This is a genomic window from Paenibacillus sp. FSL H7-0326 (assembly GCF_001955535.1).
GTDB lineage: Bacteria > Bacillota > Bacilli > Paenibacillales > Paenibacillaceae > Paenibacillus > Paenibacillus shunpengii.
This window is the reverse complement of record NZ_MPVN01000004.1, coordinates 310,035-335,338: the sequence shown is the minus strand read 5'-3', so window position 1 is coordinate 335,338 and position 25,304 is coordinate 310,035. Positions and strand designations below refer to the sequence as shown.

The window sequence follows — 25,304 nt, the reverse complement described above, 5'->3', positions numbered from 1 at the left end:
CGGAAGGTCACCCTCCCAAACCCTCCCTGACAGGGAGGGCCCCAGAGGACTCTGCCCTCTGGACACCCGGAATTGGCGGTTCGTTAGTTTAGTTCAAACTTGCTATGGTTACGATGGAGCGTGGAGCCGCGATGCGAGCTTGCCTGACGAATATTTCCGTCAGGCTGCTTTGCCCGCATGGCTCTTGTGCGTAGAGGCGCTTAGCCTTCGCACTTCGTCTGCTCGGCGGGGGCCAGTGAAGCTTCGCTCTCTGTCCCCCAAGCGCGGGAAGATCTCCTTTGCCTCCGCACTTCGTCCGCTCCGGCGAGGGCCAGCGAAGCTTCGCTCGACTGTCCCAAAGTGCGCTAAAGATCTCTTTTGCCTCCGCACTTCGTCTGCTCCGGCGGGGCCAGCGAAGCTTCGCTCTCTGTCCCCCAAACGCGGGAAAGATCTCTTTTGCCTTTGCACTTCGTCCGCTTCGGCGAGGGCCAGCGAAGCTTCGCTCTCTGTCCCCCAAGCGCGGGAAAGATCTCTTTTGCCTCCGCACTTCGTCCGCTCCGGCGAGGGCCAGCGAAGCTTCGCTCGACTGTCCCAAAAGTGCAAGAACAGAGTGCCTTCGGGCTCCGCTTCCTCCGGCGTGTCAGCGGCATTCCTTTGTCATGCGACTGACACAAAGACGAAAGGCAAGAGACAAGAGACAAAAACAAAAGATAAAAGATAAAAATAGGCCAAACCAAACTCAAAATATTACTGCACAAGTACGAGTTTCTCCGGCGGAAAGATCAGGTTCACTCTCTGGCCGCTCAGGTACGCGCTCTCCATCTCCTGGTTCGCGGTAAAGTCGCCCAGCTCGGTCTCCACGACATACTGGTAGCTGCGTCCAAGGTACGTGCTCACCTTCACCACACCCGGCAGTGCATTCGCAGGCAATTCTCCCCCATCTGCCGCAGTCACGATCAGATCATCCGGGCGGATTGCTCCTTTGCGCGCTCCCGGCGTAAGTGTGCCTGGGTTCTTCGTTGCGGTAAACTGACGGGCGCCGACACGCAGTGCAATCACTCCATCCTGCTCGCTCCGCTCATCAAACTCGACAAAGTTATGGAAGCCGATAAACCGTGCTACAAACTCGGTCGCAGGATACTTAAAGATTGTCTCGGGGCGCTCCAGCTGCTCCACATTCCCCTTATTCATAATTGCTACCCGGTCGGAGATCGAGAAGCACTCCTCCTGGTCATGCGATACATATACTGTCGTAATCCCCAGCTCCTGCTGAATACGCCGGATCTCCACACGCATATTTACCCGCAGATTCGCATCGAGGTTACTCAGCGGCTCATCGAACAAGAGCAGATCCGGCTCGATCACGAGCGCACGGGCAATCGCCACCCGCTGGCGCTGACCGCCCGACAGCTCCTGCGGCAGTCTTTTTTCAAATCCCGCCAGGCTGACCACCTCAAGAATACGCATCACACGTTTCTTGATCTCGTCATCCTTGACCTTCCGCATTTTCAGTCCAAATGCTACGTTCTCATACACCGACAAATGCGGAAACAGTGCATAGCTCTGAAACACAAAGCCAAAGTTACGCTTATTCACCGGCACCCGTGTGTAATCCTTACCGTCAAATGTAAATTTGCCGTCTTTGGCTTCCAAGAAGCCTGCGATCAGACGCAGTGTTGTCGTTTTGCCGCAGCCGCTCGGGCCGAGCAGGGAGATGAGCTGTCCTTTTTCAAGCGCCAGATCAAAATCCTTGAGTATATAATTGTTGTCATAGGCCACTGAGACTTTGTCTAAAGTTAGCAATGCCATAATCTGAAGTGCCTCCTGTCATTAGCGTTTCGTGAAATAGGACAGACCCATCATCCGTTCAATCAAGAACATAAATGCGCCGGTAACAACCATCAGCAGCACGGATATCGCCGCGATCGTCGGGTCAAAATAATTCTCTACATATGTGAGCATCTGGATCGGCAGGGTGCTTACCCCTGGGCCGGTCATAAAGACGGAAATGTCAACGTTATTGAATGATTCCAAAAAGGCGATCAGAATCGCGGCAATAATACCGGATTTAATGTTCGGCAGAACGACCTTGAAGAAGGTCGCAACCCGTCCTGCACCCAGGCTCAGTGCCGCCTCTTCGATTGCAAAATCGAAGTTCGACAGACTGGAGCCGATCACCCGAATAATAAACGGCAGCATGATCACCGTATGACCAATCAGCAGTCCCGCATACAGCGGAAGCTGATACACGACGATCAAATAACGCATGAGTGTAAAACCAAGTACAATTCCCGGTATAAGCACCGGCGATAGGAAGATGGCATTCAGCGCATCCCGGCCTTTAAACCGAAACCGGCTGATTGCATAAGCGGCCGGTACGCCGATAAGCAGTGCGAGCACATTGCCCGCCAGCGAAATGATAACCGAAATCATGAAGGTTCGTACAAAGCTTCCTTGCTCAAAAATATTTTGATACCACCTGAGGGAAAAGCCCTCCGGCGGAAATTTCAGCACCGTCCCCGGCTCAAATGAACTGGCAGCGATAATCAGAAGCGGGCCCAGCAGAAAGATGAAGACCACAAGACTGATCAGGCTGAGCCCGATATTTTTCTCCCGCATGTTGTTTACCCCTTCGGATTTAATTTGTTCGCCGCCTTGTTCATCAGACCGACGACAATAAACGTAATGACGATCATAATCGTTGCGATAACCGACGCGAGGAACCAATCATTCAGCGTCATTGCATTCTGATACAGGAACGTGGATATGACCCGTTCTTTACCTCCCAGCAGCGCAGGTGTCGTATAGGCCGTCAAGCTGCCGACAAACACAAGCGTCGAACCCAGCACAAGGCCCGGAACTGCCAGCGGGAACACGATGCGTCTGAACGCTGTAAACCGGGAAGCTCCAAGGCTCTCCGCTGCCTTGATCAGATCGGTATCGATATTCTCCAGCACACCCACCAGTGAAATAATCATAATCGGCAGGAACAGATGCAAGAGACCAATCGTGATCGAGATCGGTGTATAGAGCAGGTCGAGCGGCTCATTAATCAGACCCATACCCATCAAAGCGTTGTTGACGAGTCCCTTGCGGCCAAGAATGATCATCCAGCTGAAGGAACGAACGACCGGGCTTGTCAGCATCGGGAAGATCGCCAGTGCAATCAGGATCGCTTTCTTACGGGCACTGCGCTTGGCAATATAGTAGGCTGTCGGAAATCCGAGCAAAATACATAGCACCGTCGTCAGTACACTGACCTGCAGCGTAGTCCACAATATTTTCAGAAAATAAGTGTCTTGTAAAAAGTGTTGGTACCCCACAAGTGTCAGGCTCCCATCCTGCACAAAGGTAGAGCCGATCGTCAGCACGATCGGAACCACCATGAACAGCGTCAGAAACAGGAAACCCGGCAAGAGAAGGTAATAAGCATATTTATTCTTCATTTAAGAGGCTCCAATGGGTTTGTTAAGTGCTTCAATAAATTGTTCCAGAAAAGCAGCCTGATTCACTTCCTCACAGACCAGTACATTCGCTTCATGCCCCAGTCGATTCTGGAAGTCGCAGACCATCTGTCCGTCGCACAAGCGGCTCGCCGTCTCTACGTCAACATAATACGCATTCCTTGTTACAAGGTCTGGATTAAGCCCCACTCCTACTGCAAGCGGATCGTGCAGAGCGCAAGCACGCACTCCATTCATTTCTTCATAGCGCTTGATGTAAATCGCTGTGCTCTGCGCGACATAATCCTTGATCGCTGGAATGGTGAGACGTTCAATATGAGCTTCCGTCAGCAGCGTCTGGCGTGTCACATCCAGTCCTACTTGAGTGAGCTTAGGGAACCCCGCTTGCAGTACGATACGCGCCGCTTCGGGATCGGCATACGTGTTGTACTCCGCAACCGGCGTAACATTGCCCATCCCTTTCACGACACCGCCCATGAAGATCACTTCTTTGACATGCTTGACGAGATCCGGCTTCTTGAGCAGCGCAAGCGCGAGATTGGTCAGTGGCCCTGTCATAATGAGCGTCACTTCCCCCGGTCTCTCCATGACCGTCTCGATGATACGGTCGGGGGCAAATCCGCTGTCTGCCTGCTTCTTGGCTGTGAACTCCTTGAGTGCTCCGCCTAGACCATCCTGTCCGTGCACGCGGTGCTCATAATGCGATTTGCGGATAAGGGGGCTCTCCGAGCCGCGATATACAGGAATCTGATCGGCCTGCATGAACTCAAGTATTTTACATGTGTTCTCTGTAGCTTGATCCAGCGACACATTGCCGCATACGGTCGTAATGCACGCAATGTCATCTTTGCGAGTTTGAACCGCCAGCATGATGGCGAGTGCATCATCAATACCTGTGTCTACATCCAGCAGAATCGGATTCATAAGACTCCTCCTTAGTTAGCAATTTCACGGTTCCAGCGGTCTGTCCATACAGCTGCATTGTTGTTAACGAACTCCATGTCCAGAAGCTTCAACTGATCTACCACGTCTGCGCCGTAAGTGATGCCCTCTGCTTCTTCCTCTGTCAGCTTCACGTTCACGTTAACCGGGGAATCCACCTTAGCTTTAGCAGAAGCGGTTTGCACTTCCTCGCTAAGCTGCCAGTTAATGAACTCTTCTGCAAGCTCTTTATTTTTCGATCCTTTTACGACATTTACTGTATTCATTACGGCGTACGCACCTTCACTAGGTGTTACGAACTTCGCTTCAGGCACAGCAGCCTGGATATCCTTGAAGTACATTTCCATGATCGGTCCGCCCGCAATTTCCTCTTGAGCGAACATGTTCACATACTCTGAGGTTTGGCTGTAGAACTTCACCACGCCATCCTTCAACTTAGTCAGCTCGGCAAAAGCAGCATCTTCATTGAATGCGGTATTGCCAGCTACGGTGGATGCTGCATCAAGCACCATAGGGCCTGCTGTTGCTGTGATGTTCGGCAATGTTAGATTTCCGGCGAATTCATCACTCCACAGATCACTCCAGGATGTCACTTCGTTCTTGATCAGGTTCGGATTATAAGCAATGCCCAGCTGCCCAACAGTATAGGCTGGACCGTAATCTTCACCTAGTGGTGCTTTGGCTGAATCATAGATTTGTTCGATGTTCGGGATGTTCGCACGGTCGATCGTTTCAAACAATCCTTCTGCAATCCCTTGCTGTGCATAATAGTCAGACAGGAACACGATATCGACTTGTGAAGTCCCCTGACGGATTTTATTCAGACGTTCTGCGTTGTTACCGACCTCAACGACAATATCAACGTTATGCTCTTCTTCAAACGGAGCGTATACTTGCTCATTGAAGAATTCTTCCGAGAAGCCCCAAGTCGATATGACCAGTTTTTCTTTTGCCGCTCCGCCGCCGTCGCCGCAGCCTGCTAGCAGCATGGAAGCCAGTGCAACACTCGTAATTCCTGTCAGTACCTTTTTCATTGTAAATATCCCCCTCAGAATCTTTTGTCTTTTGTAATATGGCCCAAAATGAAACAAAAAAAAGAAAAGCATCCTTGTCAATGTACAAGAACACTTTTCTTCGTAAACAAAGAAATAGCGACACCCGCTTATAAATTCACTGGTTCTCCTCCAGAGTTGATCCGAAGTTGATTGCCGTTATATATGGGAATTGATTGAGCTGTAGACCCAATCCACACCCTATTGTCAGGACTCTTCGCGCACGATCAGCGTCGTAATCGCAATCTGCGTCGGAGCGTCATAATCTCTCAGCAATGCTTCTATCTCAAGGTTCATCTGCTCCTCAAGCTTGTCCCGAAATATCTTCTTATATAGAAGAGACATTCGAAAATCAACTTCCTGCTTGAGTTCAGGGGCTTCCCCTTCAAGAGCAGCCGAACGAGGTGAACGGCGGTGCTTCGCATAGAAGGTAACAATCCGATCGTCAACACTAGCCTTCAGGAGGGTCGTGCCGAATCCGAATAGCTCCTTAGATACTTCATTATAAATCTGGCACATCTTCTTCTTGTTCTCGTTCGTGTCCAGCTGCATTCAGATACCACCTTTACTATTCGAAAGATACTACCGTACATTCGGACATCTCACAGGTTTGATTATACATAATCATTCGTATTCAAGCAAGACATGAGGAATATTTTACATAAAAGGTTATTAAAACACGAACATTGCCGAGGGTCATTCGCTTATTTTATTCGGAACCGCTGGACTCCTGCTATCCATGCCTACTTTATAAGGTTCTTGCTATGACCAAGAAAACCTCCCGTTAGTGCCCATAAATGTAGTGTGCCTCTAATGGAAGGTTTTCATTTACTTATTCCTGAATCTTTAGCCGACCTCAGTAAGTACGTACATGCCACTTGGGTTGTACAAATAAGGTTCTTCTTCATTAAAACATTCGGGTTCATACTGGCTCGCATACGTTCTACCATAAATCTTGAATTCTTTGCCTGCGCTGCTCTCTTCTTCCGTCTGCGTCAGCAGGCCATACAAGAATTGAGACATGACCTGCATAGAGGCATCCGGATCCGTATCTATGCTGATCGCTGCTTCGGGAAGGCCAAACATCTGCATCCCGCAGGAATAGTAGTATTGTTCATTCTGCCGATAGCTGACAAAGGTATGCAGCAGCTGGTCGACTCTAGCTTCACTTGTCAGCTTGTCCCATTCCTCAGATGTATAGGCTTTGCCTGAATTCTCAATCTTCACCGCGAGCCCGCCGCTCTTCAACAGAAGCTGCACGGCCGGCACGATTTTTTGTACAGCATCCAGGCTGCCCATATAGCTCATCAGATGCAGCACATGGGTATGCTTGTCCAATTTATGCAATGCCTTCTCATTCATCATGCCTCGTTCCGAATAATAGAAGGCTTCTGACAGCTTGGCGTCATGCTCCTGGAATCGAACCTCAAACGCACGATTGTGCTTCGTATCCATCAGCAAATCTTCAGCCAGCACATACTCGCCCCGACTCTTCTTCTGAACCGAACGCTTCAGCTTGTCCCGATCCTTCCACTGACCTGGAATACATATAACTAGCTTATCATTCATTTTTCGTAAAATATCCTTTCTCGTCAACACCTGAAGGTGACTTCCCGTCATCAGCTCCGTGCTTAATCTGCTGTGATGCTTAAGACGTATCCTTTCATTTTACCAAAACAGTGCCTTGAGTAAAAACATAGATGATAGAGAGGCCAGGACTTAGGTTTGCACAAAAAAAAGGGCTGATGATTCCGACCAAGAACAGCCAGTTCGGGAACCATCAGCACTCTTATTCTCTAAAGCAGGTATTAATAACGCTTAGGTGCTGCTTTCTTCGCAAGCTCTACCAGATAGGCAAAGAAGGCATCCGGGTTCGTATCATATACCAGATTTACTGGCTTACCGTTCGGATCGATGACGGTACGTCCTTGACTTGGACCCTCTGGAATGACAGAACAATGAACCACTTTCCGTGTAACCAGGTCTTCTCTACCCACAGCCGCTGTCGTTAATACATCCCACAAATAATAGGTGGAGTTCGTCTCGCTATATACCAGCGGCGGCACTCCGGCATAGCAGTTACCCAGGAAGTCTACACCTTCGTAATTACGGTCCTTTGCCCACAGATTACGCACAGCAGGGGTGAGTGGAACCTTATTTGTGCTCTCAAGTGCCACAAGATCAATCTCAATGCCCGTCTTCCAAATTTGGTATGCGGCCTCCGGATCCCAGTACACGTTCCATTCCGCTGTTCCATCATGCTCTGGCTCCTGAACATTCCCGTTCTCAAATGTACCGCCCATCCAGACCAGACGCTCAATCTTCTCTTCTATCTCCGGCGCTTCCTCAAGCGCACGTGACAGATCGGTTAGCGGACCTGTGAAGAGGAGCACGGTCTTCTCTTCTGTATTGTTCAGTGTCTCAATGATATGTTTGTGTGCAGGCAGCTCCGACAATGGGGCTTCCATGGTGCCTGACTCGTTCAGAATAGGAAGTGCATCTACGAAGTAAGAATGGATTCTCCAGTCGCTTGGAAAAGGGTTCTTACCGCGTGAATTCGATTTTGCCACTTCCACCGGATAGGTGCTGAATCGATCTATAATCTTGCGGCTTGCATCTGTTGCCGGTTCCAAATAACCGTCTGCCGGAATAACAGATACACCCGTTACCTCTACGTTATCCATTTGCAGCAGCATAAATAGTGAAACAAGATCATCAACACCGCCGTCATGGTTAAGATATACTTTTGCCTTCTTTGTCATGTTGTAAATCCCCCTGCTTGTCTAGTCTGATGCTTAAATATCTGGTTAAACTTCATTCATCTTAAGTCTTATCTTAAGGCAATTGCAACCATTCATCTGATATTCCTACCTGCCCCTATGCAAAAAGGGCACGTTAGCTTCACACTTCTGCTAACAAGCCCCTTATTATATATTTTTTTACATTTGTTTTTGCTTAACTGCCGTCTGGGACTCTTCCTCACGAGTCAGCTTGCCTGGCCAGAAGGCCCATTTCCCCAGCACCGTAGTTATAGACGGTACAATCAATGGCCTTACGATGAAGGTATCCAGCATCACACCAATCGCTGTAATGATACCGAACTGCACAAGCACCTGGATCGGCAATGTTGTCAAGACAGCAAAGGTCCCTGCCAGAATAAGTCCAGCCGAAGTAATGACTGAGCTGGTCTCTCCGACCCCTTCCTTGATGGCCTGTTTGAGCGGCATCTGCTTACGCTTCTGCCAGATGCTTGAGACCATAAAGATGTTGTAGTCCTGTCCAAGCGCGATAAGGAAGACGAAGGCGTACAGCGGAATCGCTCCTTGAATCGCATCTGCACCAAGACCGTAGTGAATAATAATCCAGCCAAGGCCAAGTGCCGAGAAGTACGACAGAATAACGGTCGCCATCAAGTAGATGGTGGCAACGATAGAACGCAGGTAGAACAGCAGGAGCAAGCTGATCAATCCGATAACAACCGGTATGATGACGTCGGAGTCACGATTACTAGTTACCTCAGAATCATATTGCATAGCGGTCTGTCCACTGATCCAGACGTTGTTCTCCGGGTTAGAAATGCCAGCTGCCGCAAGAGACGCTTCGGCCTCTGCTCTGAGATCCGGAATGTGCTGCATGGCTTCCATGGAATACGGGTTGATCGTCAATTCTACATCATACCCTGCAATTTGGCTGTTCTCTGCTCCTTGCTGCGGCTCAGAAACAACGTTCACATAGTCAAGCTCGGCCAGACGATCAGGAAGGTCTACAGCCTCTCCCTTCGTATCCACCATAATCTTGACCGGAGCAAGCTCTCCTTCAGAGAATTGCTCTCCAATGATCTTGAAGCCTTCGCGTGAAGGTACATCCTCCGGGAAGGATGATAACAGATCGTAAGTATATTTCACCTGCGGTGCGAAGGCAGCGAACACACTTAGCAGCACTACTGCCGATATGATAACTGTCCATGGACGTGTTGTGACAATATTACCGATTTTGCTCTCTTTCTGCTTACGTGGAGCGGGAGCCGGCTTACCCTTCTTCTTCGCATGATCAGCAGCAAGTTCAGGCGTTCTTGGCACGAATGGATAGAAAGACACACGGCCAAAAATAGCAAGCAGTGCAGGAATCAGCGTCAGGCTGGCGATGAGCATGATCAGAATGGATAGACTGAATGGAACCGCGAAACGCTGATAGGCCCCATATTCCGCGATAAGCAGCGAAAACAGAGAAATAACAACGGTCAGCCCGCTCATGGCGATCGCGCCCGAGGAATTCATAATCGCTCGGAACAAAGCCTTCTTCTTATCGGATTCTTGCCATAACAGCTGACGAAATCTTGAAATGATAAACAGGCAGTAGTCCGTACCTGCACCAAACAGGAGCACCAACATAATGGAAACGGATTGAGAATCCACGGTTATAATGCCCTGGTCAGCCAGTATGCCTAACAAAGGACTTATCACCAAATAGGCAAATCCAACACCGATCAGCGGAATGATCGCCAAGATTGGAGATCGGTAGATCAATAACAGAAGAATCAGTACGATGAGAACCGTTGCGATGAGCAAGGATACATCCGCATCCTCGAACAACCCGGTAGCATCAATGGAGATGCCGACGGGTCCGGTTACACGCGCACTCAGCTCGTCACCATTGATATCAGCTTCAAAAGGACTCTCGCCATATAACTCCTCAGCTTTGACCTCCAGCTGTTTGATTCCTTCCTCCAGAGCAGCCGCATCCGCAGCTTCATCAAAGAACATAGGGAGTATAATCGTGCTGCGGTCTTCAGACAGCTGGGCATCCAGTGCCGGTGGCGGCAGCTCATGCAGCGGAACAACCTGGCTCTGATTAGCCACAGGCTCGCTTGTCAGTTCTTCGGTAAGCTGCTGAAGGTTGGTTAAATCCTCATCCTGCAGCCCACCCTCCCGGTGCCACACGATCAGTGCCGGAACACCTGTATTATTCGGGAATTCCTGAGCAGCAAGGCGCTCAGCCTGTACGGATGCCTTGTCATCGGCAAGGTTCTCCGCATTGTTATTCTCACGCTCTCCTACGGCAGGCAGCGTCAGGTTAAGAACGAGAGCGAGGACGATCCATACGAGGAGCGTAATCCACTTGCTTCGATTTCCTGCAACCCATTTACCATAATTCGGGCCGGATTCATGCATTATAGTCTCTCCTTTTTGTAGATTGCTTTTTTTTGAATTCAATTCATAACACCGACTCATTTAACTTGAATAAGGAAGTATTTAAGAATATGATCAAAGCAATTATATATACCGGAAGGTTAATTATCAAGTTTAATTTTGATAAAATCCGCATCTTGTCATAAACTGTTCACAGGAGGTTTCATATGAAAAATACACAAACCCCGCGTACGCCGGGCAGACCCAAGCAAACCCATGACCAAGTTCCGATTCAGGAGACGATACTCAGGACGGCCTCTATACTCTTCATGGAGAACGGTTACGAGCCGGTATCGCTTGCTCAAATCGCCAAAATATGTAATGTGACCAAGGCATCCATTTACTATCATTTCACTAGCAAGCCTGAGCTCTTCAAGATCTCTGTGACGACCATGCTGACGAATGGGTACAAGCATACAGCTAGGTTCCTTGAAGAAGCCGATACATTTGAACAAGGGCTGCTTCGCGTTGCCGAGGCCAAGATCGCTAGGCCACACGCCGAAATGGAAACAATTATGCGTGAAGCTGAGGCATTCTTGAGCCCAGAGCAGATCAAGGAAATTCGAGATGCAGAACACCGCATCTATGAAGTGATGTCTGTTCATTTTGAGAAGGCTATGGAACAAGGTGTGCTTAAGAAGGGCAATGCCATGCTTCTCGCCCAGGCTTTCACTGCAATGCTGATGCTTGGCAACCGGGAGGACACAAGAATCCAGTACCCAGCCCCGCTTGATCTTGCACAAGCGCTGGTTCAATTGTTCCTGCAAGGTGCTGCGCAGCAATAAAGAACGGAGCTCATCACGAGTCTCCGTTCCTTGGCATTAGAAATTTTAGTCTCTGCTCAAGCACTTTTATTTCAGCCGGTGCAGAGAGATAGACTTCTCCATCCGTATCTGCCGGCATCTATACTTCTGTCTCCAAATGAATATGACTCGCCTTGAAATATTTCAGGCTGTCATTATGCGGCTCCCACCTGCCTTCGGGCTTTCTTGCCAGCAGTTCCCGTAGAAGAGGGATACCCGCCTCGCGTATGATGAGCACATCAAACTGTCCATCCGTAAGCGAATCCTTGGCAAATGGCAGTGTGCTGGTGCCTAGAGATCTGCCGTTCGATACATAGATCATCACAGCCTCATCTTCGATCTGTGTGCTCTCCGTCTTCAGCTGATAACGAAAAGGTTCGGCAGCCCGAATCGTCTGCAGTGTGCTGATGAAATAACTGAGCTTGCCGAGTGATCCTTTGAGTAGGGGATCAATATTCGCAGAGGTCTCTGTTATGATTCCAACACCGAAAAAATTGGTGAATATCCGATTGTTAGCCATTCCAAGATCCAGGCTTACCGCATCTCCGTGAATCAAAGCCTCCGCTGCCTCCGGCACATGGATCGGAATACCGAGCGTACGTGCAAAATCATTACAGGTCCCGCCCGGCAATATGCCTACTACAGGCGGACGATGAAGCTGTGCCAGCCCGTTAATGCATTCATGAACTGTACCGTCTCCACCCAAAATAAAGACCGCATCCACATCTTCGCCCCGCTGTCGGCATATCTTCTCCCCGTCGCCCGCTGCCTGTGTCTTCATGACAACAAGCTCTGGAATAACAGGGGCCAGCGCAGACACCGCTCCGCCGACCATACTCATTGCCGAACCCGCCGCTTCGTTATGGATGAGGAGAGCTTTTTGAATATCCATGCTTATCTCCTCCCCACCAAAATCACATCTTACTTTTATATCTACCCTAAATGAGGAAGAAATAAAACAAGCTCAGCGCTGCAGACGATGAACGGATCGCTTTATTGTGCACCCCTTGGATCATTTATGGACCCCACAAACAACCAGGCTCCCGTATCCTCATCCTCAATAACTGTAAAGAAGGGCCGATTGATATTCATCACTTTGGTATCTGCGACCATTGCCCCTGATTCTGCCATAGCCACGGAAGTCGCTGCCGCTGCCTCGGAGCCCTTTTCATTCACTTCAAGCACGGCTTTATGCTGTATATCGCTGATGAATAAATCGCCCTCTGACATCCGTGAGAAGTCAGCATCTTCAAAAGCCGACTTCATCCCCATATTCATGAATGGGTCCACAAGCCCTGCTTCATATTCGACCTTGTATTTCGGCATGGAGAGCTGAATCCGATGTTCATCGAATGGAGCGGCAAATACTTCAGGCTGCTGTATCAGCTGCTTCATGGTGTCATCCAAGCTCTTGCCCTCAGCCGGCAGAATCACCAGCATGTTCATGCTTGAATCACGATAAGGCAGACGAACGGCCTGCCAGTCCTCTGACTCCTTATACCCATACGGATTGGTATCGTGCATCATCGGTATGTTCAGCTCCGTACCATCCCCGGTTGTAAAAGCTCCCTCCTTGGTTAGATTCTCATCGAAGGTGTACAGCCAGGTTCCTTTGAAATACAGGGCATTCAGCAAATAAGCTCTCACCGCGCTGTCCAGAGGCTCGCTCAGCATCTTGTCTATCAGACCTTCTGTTCTCTCACTGACCCAGGTATTGATGGAATTCATGGCTTCCTCGGAAGACAGCTCTGCTTCCAAGATCTCAGCTCCATAGCTGGTTCCTGCCGTTTCAAGAAACGCCGGTTTTAAGGTATAGCCCGCATCTACCCAGACCGAGTTTGCTGTCATCAGCTCCACCCCTTGACCAGGGCTGTTCAGAAGCTGCATATATATCCGGCTGGCCTCATTCACCTCTTCCATACTTAAGCCAGTAAGCCCAAGTACTTCTGCTATTTCCTGCTCCGTTACACCATTGGAGCCGGTATAAGCAAGCGTTAAGGCAGAGGCAATACTGTAGGGTGAGATCAATACATTCTTAGGTGCAGCTTCCTGATCTCGAAGCTCCTCCATCAGCTGGATACCCAGTGTATTCTGCGATTTAATCAGTACCGGATCTAGTGCTGCAGCCAGCCGATCACGCTCCTCTGTACTCATCTGATCGACCTTAGCAGGTAACGTGGACAGGCTTTGCGGGATTTCTTCCCCCATGTCTGCCTGAGGTGCACAAGCACTTAAACCGAGCACAAGCATAATGGCCAGAAACGATCGATTCACTGCCTTCTCTCTCTTCGTCATTAGCATCCTAATCATCCCCCTTTTTTAGGTAGACTCTCACGGCAGCAGAATAGTTCCAATATATAATGGGATTTTTTCTTTGTTTCTAGCGTGTCTTAGAGCGCTCAATAGGGTAATGAAGCTGTAAAATGATGTCCATCGACGAGGAGGAGTGTTTCTATGATTCCAGCAACGCTTGAAGAACTTGAAGCCATTCGCAAAGAATGCCGTTCCATGGTAAATACGAGAGCCTTCGCATCCGGCGGCACTGCGCTTGTACCGATTCCCGGAACAGATGTTGTCGCGGATGTAGGCATGCTGATGCAGCTCCTGCCTGCCATAAATGATAAATTTGGCTTGTCCGAGAAGCAGCTCAGCGGTATGGATGCAGAATCCAAGGCTGCAGTGTATGGACTTGTTATGTCCATGGGGAGCGCGGTAATCGGTAAGCTCATCACCCGGGAGCTCGTCATCAAGCTGCTCCAGAAGGTTGGCGTACGGATGGCGGCCAAACAAGCGGCACGCATTATCCCGATCGCCGGTCACGCTTTATCTGCAGCGCTGAGCTTCTCTGCCATGCGGTATGTTGGCAATAAGCATGTAGAGGATTGCTATAATGTCGCCAGACAGCTGATCGAGCAGAGAAGAGCGAAAGAGCTGGAAATACCGGCAGACGCTGTTATTGTAGACACGGTTAAAGTATGACCTGATCCAAGCTGTCCGTCATAATCATGCTGCTTGCGAGAACAAAAAAAACACACGGTACCTCTTGGGAGGAGCGCTCTTGCTCATTCAAGAGAGTACAGTGTGTTTTATCTATTGAGATGAATCCATCTCATAACAGCCTAAGCTTGCCAAAATTTACGTTAATCAGCCTACCTCTGTAAACTGGCTGTTATATAGCTCTGCATAGAATCCATTTGCCACAAGCAGCTCCTGATGGGTCCCTTTCTCAATTACATCCCCATGGTTCATGACGAGAATAACGTCAGCATCCCGAATCGTTGACAGTCTGTGGGCAATCACAAAGCTGGTGCGATCCTTCATCAGCTCATTCATCGCCTGCTGAATCAAGGTCTCTGTCCGGGTGTCGACCGAGCTTGTCGCTTCATCGAGAATAAGGATGGAAGGATTCGCAAGAATAGCACGAGCAATCGTCAACAGCTGCTTCTGGCCTTGTGAGATATTCGATGCTTCTTCATTGAGAACCGTTTGATACCCATCTGGCAGTGTGCGGATAAAATGATCTGCTCTAGCTGCAACAGCTGCTTGCCGCACCTCTGTCTCCGAAGCTCCCTCACGGCCGTATGCAATGTTGTCATAGATTGTGCCGTTGAAGAGCCATGTATCCTGCAGCACCATGCCGAACATGCTCCGCAGTCTGCTCCGCGGCATATCGGTAATATCCACACCATCGATTCTAATGGTGCCGCCTTGTACTTCATAGAAGCGCATGAGCAGGTTAATAAGTGTTGTCTTGCCTGCCCCTGTTGGTCCTACGATGGCTACCGTCTGTCCCGGCTTCACATCGACGTTCATATCGGTTATGAGCGGTTTGTCTTCGCTGTAGCCAAATTTCACATGCTCGAAGGTTACTGCGCCCTGCACCTTGCTTGAAATACGGGCTGTATCCTGTTCAGGCACTTCTTCTGTTTCATCCAGCAGCTCGAACACGCGCTCGGCCGAAGCCACCGTGGATTGGATGACATTCGCAATGTTAGCCAGCTGATTGATCGGCTGAGAGAACTGACGTGAATATTGAATAAACGCCAGGATACTTCCGACATCCAGTGACCGTGTCGATACGAGAATTCCCCCAACCACACAGATCAGCACATAGCCAATATTCCCGATGAACATCATGAGCGGCATGATCAGACCAGAAATAAACTGGGCCTTCCAGCCAGTCTCATAGAGCTCCTCATTGATCTTGTCAAAATCGCGGATCGACTGCTCTTCCCGTCCAAATGCCTTAATGACATTATGCCCGGTGTACATCTCTTCAACATGACCATTCAGCTCGCCGAGTCTCTTCTGCTGGCCCACAAAATATCCCTGTGAACGGGAAGCGACTATGGCCACCACAATTAAGCTGAGCGGCAGCGTAAGCACTGTAATCAGTGTCAACAATGGACTGATCGTCAGCATCATGACGATGACACCGACCAATGTTACAAACGAGGTAATGAACTGCGCGAGACTCTGCTGCAGCGTATTGCTGATATTATCGACATCATTTGTAGCCCGGCTGAGGATTTCCCCGTGTGTTCTTCCATCAAAATATTTGAGCGGAAGCCGTGACAGCTTGTCGTTAATCTGCTCCCGCATCTCAAATACAACACGCTGCGAGACGCCGGCCATGAGATACTGCTGTATATAGGCAAACAGCGAACTCAATAGATACAAGGCACCAAGCCACATCAGAATTCTGGCAATCTCTACGAAATCAATAGCCGCATTCGGATCAAACAGCGGCTCGGATAAAATATTTGTCGCCACCGCCATTAATTTAGGCGAAACAATCGTGAACACCGTGCTCAGAATAGCCATAATAAACACAACGATTAATATTGTGTTTTGCGGCTTCAGATAACGAACCAGCCTCTTCATTGTGCCTTTGAAATCCTTGGCCTTCTCAACTGGTCCACGACCGGGATGGCCCCCTGGATGCTTCGGCCCTGCCATGCTGGACGTGTTCTGCGAAGCTTTACTTTTACGACTCATGCAATCTCCTCCTCTGACAGCTGTGAGGACACAATTTCTCGGTATACCTCACTATTTCGGAGCAGCTCGTCGTGAGTTCCACTGCCTACGACTACGCCTTCATCCATAACTAGAATCCGATCTGCATCTCTTACCGTGCTTACCCGCTGGGCAACGATAATGACTGTTGAGTTGACGGTTTCGTCAACAAGAGCAGCTCTAAGCTTGGCATCCGTCTTATAATCTAGAGCGGAGAAGCTGTCATCGAATACATAGATCTCGGGTCTGCGCACCAAGGCTCTCGCAATAGACAGACGCTGCTTCTGTCCCCCAGATACATTGCTGCCTCCTTGCGAGATGATACTCTCATATCCATCTTCCATCCCGCCGATAAATTCTGCGGCCTGAGCGACCTCTGCAGCATGCCGAATCTCTTCCTCGGTCGCATCCTCCTTGCCGTAACGGATGTTGTCTGCAATGGTACCTGTGAATAGTACGGCTTTCTGCGGGACATATCCGATCTTCGAGCGCAGCTCTTGCTGAGAAATATCTTTTACATCGATGCCATTGACGCGAACACTGCCTTCGGTGACATCATAGAAGCGCGGGATCATCGCAAGCAGCGTGGATTTGCCTGACCCTGTGCCGCCAATAATGGCAGTAATCTCTCCTGGCTGTGCCGTGAAGCTGATATCCTTAAGTGCATATTCCTCAGCGCCTGGATATTTAAACGACACGTTATCGAATTCAAGTGTTCCATGCAGCTGACCTGCAGGCTTGGACACTTCAGGATCTGCAAGCTCCGGCTTCATTGTCAGCACTTCATTGATCCGAGCCGCAGAAGCTGCTGCCCGGGGCAGCATGACGAAGATGATCGACACCATCAGCAGAGAGAACATGATCTGCATGGCATATTGAATAAACGCCATCATATTCCCTACCTGGATCTCTCCCGTGTTGATCCGAAGACCGCCGAACCAAATAATAGCGATGACAGAGAAGTTCATCACCAGCATCATAACCGGCATCATGAAGGCCATAATCTTGTTCACCTTAATCGCGGTATCTGTGAGGTCACCATTGGCCTCGGTGAAGCGCTCCTTCTCGTACCCGGTACGATTGAATGAACGGATGACCCGAATGCCTGTCAGCTGCTCGCGCAGAACGAGATTCAGACGATCCAGCTTCTTCTGAATGGCCTTAAAGAGCGGCAGCCCCTTGAAGGCAATCAGGGCAATGGCTCCTGCAAGGATTGGAAGCGATACAACAAGAACAAGAGACAGCTTCGCATCTTGGGATATGGCCATTACAAGACCACCTATAAACATCAGCGGTGCACTAATCATCATCCGCAGCATCATCAGCAGCACGTTCTGAACCTGAGTAATATCATTTGTTGTTCTGGTGATGAGCGAAGCTGTTCCCACCTGGTCAAACTCATGAAGAGAGAAATTCTCAACATGTCTAAACAAACGGCTGCGAAGATCACGTGCAAATTTGCCTGTAACCTGGGAGGACAGGAAGCTTACAAGAATAGAGCATACAGTACCCAGCAGTGCAACAATGAGCATTACACCGCCAATACTCCATATGTAAGAAACGTCCCCCTCTGGTATTCCAAAATTGACGATATCAGACATTAGTGTAGGCAAGAATAAATCAGATAACGATTGCAGCAGAAGCAAAAAAACGACGATCGATACACCCGCCTTATACGGATTCAGCATCCGCAGCAGTTTCATCATGTGTGATCACTTCCTTTTGTTGAAAATCTATCTTTGCAGTGCGGGTCAGTGCTTGTCCGCTTCTGTTCCTTATACTCGTACACCCGAGTCAGTAATTTCGCTAATTGAGCACTATCCTCTTCACCTAGATATTCAATCATTTCCTTCATATTGCTAATGAGCTCGCGGTGAACACCCCGGACAGCCTCCCGCCCGGCTTCAGTGATGGTAATCCGCATCACTCTGCGATCGGCTTCATCCATTCTTCTCTCGACTAAGCCCTGCTCCTCCAGTCCCTGAATGACAGGAGTAATGGTCGGCGCCTTGACCCGCATAATTTCACTGATCTCGGATATCTTAAGCCCTTCAAGCTGATCCTTGGTCGTTGGTCCATTCTCTTGAAAATCCGTAATCATCCGCCCGACCACAGCAGGATCGTGCTTCTCAGGCGTTTCCTTCCCCCGGATTAAAGTAACCAGGAGCACAATTTCGCTCGGATTGCGGCCTTCCGTCTTAGGCTGCTTCCAATTGCTGCGGTTAAATCTCATAAATGCAAAGAGTAGATTTTGTGCAAGTATATCCTTCTCTTTCAATGCCTCACCCACTTTTTTTATTTGAACAAAAATCATTGCGATATTGCGATAGATCGAATTAATTAGGTCTCCTAATTAATTATAAATCCATGCAGATTATATGCTTTTGCACGCCTAAGTGTCAAACCGGAACCTTGCAGGATTTTGCTGATCCTTAAGTTATATATTGGCTGTTCTTGGACCGTCACATTCTCTTCATTCCATATAAAAAAAGACGACTGTGGCTCTATAGCCACAGCCGTCCCTCCGCGGATCTGTCATCCATAACTTTTTCTCACTGCTCACCGCATTCATTTCAGCACCAGCATTTACTCTACTATACCTTGCTGTATGCACTCTCAAAGTTAAAATAAGTCCGTGCATTCTCGTAGGATATGCCCTGTACAATACTGCCGAGCAGCTCAAGGTCATGCGGCGCCTCTCCGTCCTCTACCCATTCTCCAAGCAGATTGCACAGCAAGCGGCGGAAGTACTCATGCCGTGTATAGGACAAGAAGCTTCTTGAATCGGTCAGCATGCCGACAAATCGACTGAGCAGACCGACGTTAGACAATGCCTTCATCTGGGCGAGCATGCCATCCTTCGTATCGTTGAACCACCATGCCGCACCGAGCTGGATTTTGCCAGGAATACCGTCACCCTGGAAGCTGCCAGCGATCGCAGCCAGCACTTCATTGTCACGAGGATTGAGCGAGTACAGAATCGTTCTTGGCAGCGCATCCTCACTAGCCAGTCCATCCAGCAGCTTCACCAGCGGACCGGCAAGCGGGCTGTCATTGACGGAGTCATAACCAGTATCCGGGCCAAGCAGTCCGAGCATACGTGAGTTGTTGTTTCTTGCTGCATTGATATGGTATTGCATTGCCCAGCCGCGTGCCGCATACAGCTTGCCGAGGAAGATCAGTGTGTAAGTCTTATACTTCTGCTCCTCCAGCAGACTAGCCTTCTCGCCATTTAACACCTTGGCGAAGATGCCAGCTGCTTCCTCGCGGGTTGCTTCCGCATACGGTACATAGTCGAGCGCATGGTCGGATACACGTCCTCCAACAGAATGGAAATAATCTACTCTTGCCTCCAGCACCTCAAGAAACGTATCGTAGTTCGTAATTGAACGTCCAGCAGTCTGCTCCAAGCGGGAGAGCCACTCCCCGAACCCTTCGCGGTTAATCTCAAGCCCCTTATCAGGACGGAATGAAGGCAGCACCGCGGTATCAAAACCATTCAAGTCCCGAATCGCGGTATGATATTCCAGCGTATCCGCAGGATCATCTGTCGTGCAGACTACCGTTACTTTGGATTTGGTAATCAGATCACGAGCACCAAAGCCTTCTCCGTTCAGTTTGGCATTTACTTTCTCCCAGATGACCGGTGCATTCTTCTCGTTAATCAGCTCATAGACGCCGAAGAAACGCTGCAGCTCCAGGTGTGACCACGCATATACCGGATTGCCGATCGTCATCGGCACCGTTCTTGCCCAAGCGAGGAACCGATCGTAATCACTGACTCCCTCGCCTCCTGTTACATACTTCTCTTCAACCCCGTTTGCCCGCATCAGCCGCCATTTGTAATGATCGCCGTACAGCCAGGCTTCGGTTATATTGCGAAACGTTTTATTCTCATAAATCTCCTTGGGACTCAGGTGGCAGTGATAATCAATAATCGGCATATCCTTTGCATACTTTTCGTACAGCTCAATCGCTGTATCATTCGTAAGTAGAAATTGCTCATCCAAAAAAGACTTCATCTTCCTTGCCCACTCCCTTAAGGTTGATTTTGGTTCGTTCAGGTTTATTTATACTCTCAAACTCTAACCTACACCCTTTCCCAAGAAAGTTCAACAATAAAATGAGAACGCTAACAAAAATGTTTACTGAATGGACATGTGCGTGCGCTCACTGACATTTTTCGTGAATTCATGCAATGTAAATGACTGTTGACTGACATGTCGGCATTGTGATGAACCGGAGAATTGAATAGAGAATTTGGTTCAGGAAAGATTCTGATGATCTATATACCCTTGATTGAAGCAGCTAAAGGTATTATGAAATGGATTCAGGTGAATAACTTTTTCTGAATTTTAACGTTCTTCTATATTGGGAACGGTATAATTGAAGAAAAAAGAAAATGAGGTGTATCGGACAAATGCAAATTACATTTCTGGGGACGGGAGATATGTTCAGCTTCGAACAAGACCACAACAGCGCGATGATCCTGTATAATGACACTCGGCTCATTATTGACTTTCCTGAGTCGAACGCGAAGGTGCTGTATAAGATGGGAATCAAGCTGGATGAGATCAAGGACGTGTTTATTACCCATCTGCACGATGATCACATCAATGGCCTGCAGCAGCTCGGTTATTACGCACAAGTATTTGGTGAGCAGAAGCCTAGGCTCTACATCCACGAAGATTTAATGGAGCCGCTCTGGCGCTCGCTAGAGCCTGGCATGCGTTATACCGTACAGGGTGAGCGCACCCTGGAAGACTATTTCGAGCTGGTTCCGCTGCGGGAACAGAAGCCCTTCAGCATTGGAGGCGTTACATATGAGCTTACGCTCACGAAGCATGTACCCGGCATGCTGAGCTGTGGATTGTATGCTCCCGGGCTATTCTATTACAGCGGTGATGCGACGATGGATTCCGAGCTGCTTGAGCGCATTGCTGATGATGTGCAGATTATTTTCTATGAGTGCCATCTGCAGGACGTGACCATCTCATCGCATACCCATTTGGACGACATCAAGTCTCTACCGCTGCCGATCCAGGCCAAAACGCTGCTCATGCATTACCACGACGGTTATGCGTCACCTGATGCCCGCAAACAATTTAACCAGAATGCTGTTTCGAAGCTCGTAGAACCGCTGGAGGTGATTCGGCTGCATGAACAATAATTCGGAGGAGCATTCAGTAAATAGGAAGCATACTTCGACAGACCTGCTATCTAAAAACTCTTTCTATATTGTCATGATCGTTATTCTTTTGGTCATTCTCACCATAAGTATTATCATGAGCTCTCTGGGGATTAGCATTGCAGTAACTCTCTCGATCTTAATGAGCTGTGTTGAGTGGATGACGAAATTCATCCTGCCCTGGATCTTCCTTTTCTACTTCATCAAGCTCGTCCACAGCTACACTAGATCGAAGCAGGGTTAATCTGCTTGTACTCCCTCCACTCTTCAGGCAGCAAGGAACGGTAAGGCTCCTGTGCGAAGCGGTCATCGACCAGCACGAGCACACCCTCGTCCTCCTCCGTACGGATGAGTCTCCCGCCTGCCTGAAGCACTTTGTTCATTCCCGGGAAAACATAAGCGTAATTAAACCCGTTTCTCCCGGTCTGGTTGAAGTAATCCCGCAGCATATTGTTCTCCAGTCCAATCTGAGGCAGACCCGTACCTACGACGATTACACCGTTCAGCCTGTCGCCGGGAAGATCAACCCCTTCGGAGAATACGCCCCCGAGCACTGCAAACCCCAGCCGCGTGCGCTCAGGATTCGGCTGGAAGCCGGACAGGAAGGCATCTCTCTCCTCCTCGCTCATGGAAGACTGCTGTATGATGGCATCTACACCCTTGCCTTCATCCTGAGTATAGGTTTCATACACTTCCTGCATATAGGAATAGGACGGGAAAAAGACGAGCAGATTTGTCCCCGGCCGCTCCTCCGCGATCCGCTGTAGAAGTCTGGCGATGGCTCCCTTCGACCTCTCCCGGTCATTGTATCTGACCGACAGCGGTACCAGCCGTACATCGAGCTGATCCTTGCTGAACGGCGAAGGAATGCTGAGTGTATAATCCTCTTCGCCAGCACCCAGCATATCCCGGTAATAATTCATCGGTGACAGCGTGGCAGAGAAATGAATGATAGACCGGTAGCCTTTGCCTGCCTGCCGAAGCAGCTCCGAAGGATCGAGACAATACAGCTTGATTCGGAAGTCACTGCGGATGATCTCCGCATATGTCAGGTAGTGATCATCATAGAGCTTAGCCATTCGAATAAAGTTCTGGGCCGCGAAATACGTGCTAAGCAGCTCTTCCTGCGCTTCGAGACTGACTCGATCTGCAGAAGAGCCGGAGACCAGCTCAATTTCTGCTGTCTCTACGAACTTTTCCAGCCGCTTGATCAGTTCTTCCGGCAGCTCAGACTGAATGATCCGCCCCTCGCTGTTACAGTTGTTCTTGACTGCGTACAGGAACGAGTTAACCTCTCCGGCCGTTCGGGATACCCCTTCATTAGCCGTCTTGTACTCATCCTTGATCCCGAGAAAGACGGATTTGACGAGCTCCGCCGAGAACATATTCCGGCCTCGATCGACCAGATTGTGAGCCTCATCGACCAGTACGGCCGTCTGCTTCTTCTGGTCCTCAAATAAGCGCTTCAAGGACACTCGGGGATCAAAAATATAATTATAGTCGCATACGACCGCATCCGCCGCGTAAGCAATGTCGAGCGAATATTCAAACGGGCACACCTGGTGCTTGCGGGCATATGCTTCAATAACCGGCCTAGTCATGATCGTCTCGTGCTTCATAATATCAAGGACCGCCCCGTTAATCCGGTCGTAATATCCTTCGCACATCCTGCACTGCCCGGCATCACATGCTTCCTCTTCCTTGAAGCAGATTTTGTCCTTGGCGGTGATTGTCACCGAGTTCATATACAGCCCCTGTGCCTGCATTCGCGCAAAGGCTTCCTCCGCCGTTGCCCGGGTCGTTGTCCGTGCCGTCAAATAGAAGATTTTGCTGATATGTCCTGCTCCGACTGCCTTGACAGCCGGGAATAAAGTCGACATCGTCTTGCCAATTCCTGTCGGCGCCTTCGCCATCAGCCCGGCACCCTCGGAGATCGTTTTGAATACAGCACCTGCCAGCTTGCGCTGTCCCGCACGGTAGGAAGGAAAAGGAAAGCCTAGCGCTTCAATGGACGGCTGGCGCTTCTCTTCATGCTCCCTCAGCATCTCCGCATAAGGCGCATAAGCTTCAACAACTTCTCGTGCAAAGATCTCAAGCTCTTCTATAGAGTGGGTAACCAGCATTCTCTTCTGCTCACCGCTGCCTGTCCGTACATAGGTCAGCTGAATCTGCATGCTTGAGAGTCCCTCTGCCTTGGCATACATATAAGCATACATTTTACCCTGTGCCCAGTGAACCGGAAGCCCGCCACCCAAGTCCTCAAGCGGAGCTGCTGTCGACTTGATCTCATCAATCGTCCATGCCCCGTCCAGCTGAATAAGTCCATCGCATCTCCCTTCCACCTTGAATAGAAGATCTCCGCAGGGGATCTGGCCCTTGAGAAATACTTCCTTTTGATCCGTATCTGCATAGGTCTTCTGAATGCTCTGATGAATCCGGGTCCCTTCGTGCATCGTCGCATTCGTCCGGAATCCGCCCGTAATGCTGCCGCTTCGATATACATACTCCACCAGAGGTCTGACAGATATAGAAATTTCATATGGCATGCGTTTCACCCGTTCCTGTTCATTTTCGTCTTCTCACTGTATCAAAATGAAGGTGAAGATACCAGTTCTCTAAGCAGCTTATCCGTATTCGTAAAAGATCGACAAAAACCCCTCTTACGACCACTTGAACGATAGCAGCCAGAGAGGGGTTCTATGAACAATTCGCATGAATTCACTTAAATTCACTTTACTTCTTCGTTTCCTTATAAGGCACGTAATCGGGATAGTCGGTAATAATTCCGTCTACCCTTAGATCAAGCAGGTAGTCCGCTTCCTCTCGGCTGCGCAGTGTCCAAGCATAAATCTTCATTCCTCTAGCATGGATTTGACGAACAAGTGAATGCTCTACTGCATAGATATGTGGATTTACATACGAAGCATAGGCTCGGTATTCATCCAGCTTGTCGTTATCCAAATCTGCAGGATCCTCGATCAGCACACCCGTCGGTACGGTAGGCAGCATATCATGGAATGTCGCCATGGATTCATGGTTAAAGGACTGAACGATCACCTGCCCGGGCCCCATTTTGTCATATCCGTACTTGATCAAGGAGTCCGCCACTTGTCTCTCGATGCCGGGATACAGCTCAGGTGCCTTCAATTCTATGAGAAACCCGATATTCTTACCTCTGTAATGCGCCAGAACCTCTTCGAACGTAGGAATCTGCTGGCTGCTATACTCTCCTCCGAACCAGCTTCCTGCATCCAGGCTTCTCAGCTCCTCCAGCGTATGCATTCTGACTTCTCCCGTCCCGCTTGTCGTCCGATCCAATGTGAGATCATGAATGACGACGAGCTCTCCATCCAGGCTCCGCTGTACATCCAGCTCGATCATACTTGACTGCATTCGGTATGCTAATTCAAAAGCAGCCATCGTATTCTCCGGCGCGTACCCCGCTGCTCCCCGATGGGCAACAACTACCGGATCAGCCGAGTTGGCAGCGGCAATATGATCTGTATCTCCACCAATTCCGATGATGGAAGCGATAAGCAAAGTTCTCAAGGTTTTGACCACGCCCGACTCACCTCTCCTTTTTTTTACCTCAACATAACAGGAGAATGTAAAGACCTATCATCATCTGCTGTATATGAATGTAAAGATTTTGAGTTTACTGTTATATACCC

At 49.3% G+C, this 25,304-nt stretch carries 22 protein-coding genes; 4 read left to right on the top strand and 18 right to left on the bottom strand.

Going from position 1 to position 25,304, the window contains the following annotated elements; translation table 11 throughout:
* Positions 1-88: 88 nt before the first annotated feature.
* From BK126_RS20430 to BK126_RS20385, 10 genes are all read right to left on the bottom strand, one after another.
* Positions 89-526, bottom strand: coding sequence for a hypothetical protein (locus tag BK126_RS20430; RefSeq protein ID WP_143757774.1), 438 nt, complete (start codon positions 524-526; stop codon positions 89-91).
* A gap of 200 nt (positions 527-726) precedes the next feature.
* The gene (locus BK126_RS20425) at positions 727-1,788 is read right to left on the bottom strand and encodes an ABC transporter ATP-binding protein (protein WP_076314394.1); all 1,062 of its coding nucleotides are present in this window, start codon (positions 1,786-1,788) and stop codon (positions 727-729) included.
* 21 nt (positions 1,789-1,809) lie between these two features.
* Complete coding sequence (locus BK126_RS20420) at positions 1,810-2,598, bottom strand: ABC transporter permease (RefSeq protein WP_076314393.1); 789 nt, start codon at positions 2,596-2,598, stop codon at positions 1,810-1,812.
* Positions 2,599-2,603: 5 nt separating this feature from the next.
* On the bottom strand, positions 2,604-3,425 hold the full coding sequence (locus BK126_RS20415; protein WP_076314392.1) for an ABC transporter permease: 822 nt from the start codon (positions 3,423-3,425) through the stop codon (positions 2,604-2,606).
* Positions 3,426-4,367 carry a nucleoside hydrolase gene (locus BK126_RS20410; protein WP_076314391.1) on the bottom strand — a complete coding sequence of 314 codons (942 nt, stop codon included), beginning with the start codon at positions 4,365-4,367 and terminating at the stop codon, positions 3,426-3,428. It abuts the gene before it with no gap.
* A gap of 11 nt (positions 4,368-4,378) precedes the next feature.
* Positions 4,379-5,419 carry an ABC transporter substrate-binding protein gene (locus BK126_RS20405; RefSeq protein ID WP_076314390.1) on the bottom strand — a complete coding sequence of 347 codons (1,041 nt, stop codon included), beginning with the start codon at positions 5,417-5,419 and terminating at the stop codon, positions 4,379-4,381.
* Positions 5,420-5,644: 225 nt separating this feature from the next.
* Positions 5,645-5,989 (bottom strand): DUF2294 domain-containing protein, encoded by a 345-nt coding sequence (locus BK126_RS20400; protein ID WP_076314389.1) that lies wholly within the window; start codon positions 5,987-5,989, stop codon positions 5,645-5,647.
* Positions 5,990-6,283: 294 nt separating this feature from the next.
* A complete protein-coding gene (locus BK126_RS20395; RefSeq protein WP_076314388.1) occupies positions 6,284-7,006 on the bottom strand; it encodes a hypothetical protein in 723 nt (240 codons plus the stop codon).
* Between the two features lie 239 nt (positions 7,007-7,245).
* Entirely contained in the window at positions 7,246-8,199 is a 954-nt protein-coding gene (locus tag BK126_RS20390; RefSeq protein WP_076314387.1) for a nucleoside hydrolase, read from the bottom strand.
* Between the two features lie 177 nt (positions 8,200-8,376).
* Complete coding sequence (locus BK126_RS20385) at positions 8,377-10,608, bottom strand: MMPL family transporter (protein ID WP_076314386.1); 2,232 nt, start codon at positions 10,606-10,608, stop codon at positions 8,377-8,379.
* 185 nt (positions 10,609-10,793) lie between these two features.
* Between BK126_RS20385 and BK126_RS20380 the strand changes: the two genes are divergently transcribed.
* Complete coding sequence (locus BK126_RS20380; RefSeq protein WP_076314385.1) at positions 10,794-11,411, top strand: TetR/AcrR family transcriptional regulator; 618 nt, start codon at positions 10,794-10,796, stop codon at positions 11,409-11,411.
* A 118-nt stretch (positions 11,412-11,529) separates the two neighbouring features.
* On the opposite strand, the gene BK126_RS20375 is transcribed toward BK126_RS20380, so the two are convergent.
* Both BK126_RS20375 and BK126_RS20370 read right to left on the bottom strand, forming a co-directional pair.
* A complete protein-coding gene (locus BK126_RS20375) occupies positions 11,530-12,321 on the bottom strand; it encodes a diacylglycerol/lipid kinase family protein (RefSeq protein WP_305954048.1) in 792 nt (263 codons plus the stop codon).
* A 101-nt stretch (positions 12,322-12,422) separates the two neighbouring features.
* A complete protein-coding gene (locus BK126_RS20370) occupies positions 12,423-13,730 on the bottom strand; it encodes a serpin family protein (protein WP_179085579.1) in 1,308 nt (435 codons plus the stop codon).
* A 153-nt stretch (positions 13,731-13,883) separates the two neighbouring features.
* Between BK126_RS20370 and BK126_RS20365 the strand changes: the two genes are divergently transcribed.
* A complete protein-coding gene (locus BK126_RS20365) occupies positions 13,884-14,408 on the top strand; it encodes a hypothetical protein (RefSeq protein ID WP_047911309.1) in 525 nt (174 codons plus the stop codon).
* Positions 14,409-14,573: 165 nt separating this feature from the next.
* On the opposite strand, the gene BK126_RS20360 is transcribed toward BK126_RS20365, so the two are convergent.
* From BK126_RS20360 to uxaC, 4 genes are all read right to left on the bottom strand, one after another.
* A complete protein-coding gene (locus BK126_RS20360) occupies positions 14,574-16,427 on the bottom strand; it encodes an ABC transporter ATP-binding protein (protein ID WP_083656008.1) in 1,854 nt (617 codons plus the stop codon).
* The gene (locus BK126_RS20355; RefSeq protein WP_076314384.1) at positions 16,424-18,151 is read right to left on the bottom strand and encodes an ABC transporter ATP-binding protein; all 1,728 of its coding nucleotides are present in this window, start codon (positions 18,149-18,151) and stop codon (positions 16,424-16,426) included. Before BK126_RS20355 ends, BK126_RS20360 begins: the two co-directional genes overlap by 4 nt.
* Positions 18,148-18,723: a MarR family winged helix-turn-helix transcriptional regulator gene (locus BK126_RS20350; RefSeq protein WP_090724799.1), complete on the bottom strand. Its 576-nt coding sequence runs from the start codon at positions 18,721-18,723 to the stop codon at positions 18,148-18,150. The genes BK126_RS20355 and BK126_RS20350 overlap by 4 nt, the downstream gene beginning before the upstream one ends.
* A gap of 316 nt (positions 18,724-19,039) precedes the next feature.
* Positions 19,040-20,467 (bottom strand): glucuronate isomerase, encoded by a 1,428-nt coding sequence (gene uxaC / locus BK126_RS20345; RefSeq protein WP_076314382.1) that lies wholly within the window; start codon positions 20,465-20,467, stop codon positions 19,040-19,042.
* 398 nt (positions 20,468-20,865) lie between these two features.
* On the opposite strand from uxaC, the gene BK126_RS20340 reads away from it, so the two are divergent.
* Both BK126_RS20340 and BK126_RS20335 read left to right on the top strand, forming a co-directional pair.
* Positions 20,866-21,615, top strand: coding sequence for an MBL fold metallo-hydrolase (locus BK126_RS20340; protein ID WP_076314381.1), 750 nt, complete (start codon positions 20,866-20,868; stop codon positions 21,613-21,615).
* Positions 21,605-21,877, top strand: a complete 273-nt coding sequence (locus BK126_RS20335) for a hypothetical protein (protein WP_076314380.1) — start codon at positions 21,605-21,607, stop codon at positions 21,875-21,877. The genes BK126_RS20340 and BK126_RS20335 overlap by 11 nt, the downstream gene beginning before the upstream one ends.
* Here BK126_RS20335 and BK126_RS20330 read toward each other — a convergent pair.
* Together BK126_RS20330 and BK126_RS20325 are read right to left on the bottom strand one after the other, a co-directional pair.
* Complete coding sequence (locus tag BK126_RS20330; protein WP_076314379.1) at positions 21,858-24,179, bottom strand: ATP-dependent DNA helicase; 2,322 nt, start codon at positions 24,177-24,179, stop codon at positions 21,858-21,860. The two genes, BK126_RS20335 and BK126_RS20330, sit on opposite strands and share 20 nt — an antisense overlap.
* A gap of 187 nt (positions 24,180-24,366) precedes the next feature.
* Positions 24,367-25,194, bottom strand: a complete 828-nt coding sequence (locus BK126_RS20325) for a glycerophosphodiester phosphodiesterase (RefSeq protein ID WP_076314378.1) — start codon at positions 25,192-25,194, stop codon at positions 24,367-24,369.
* Between the last annotated feature and the right edge of the window lie 110 nt (positions 25,195-25,304).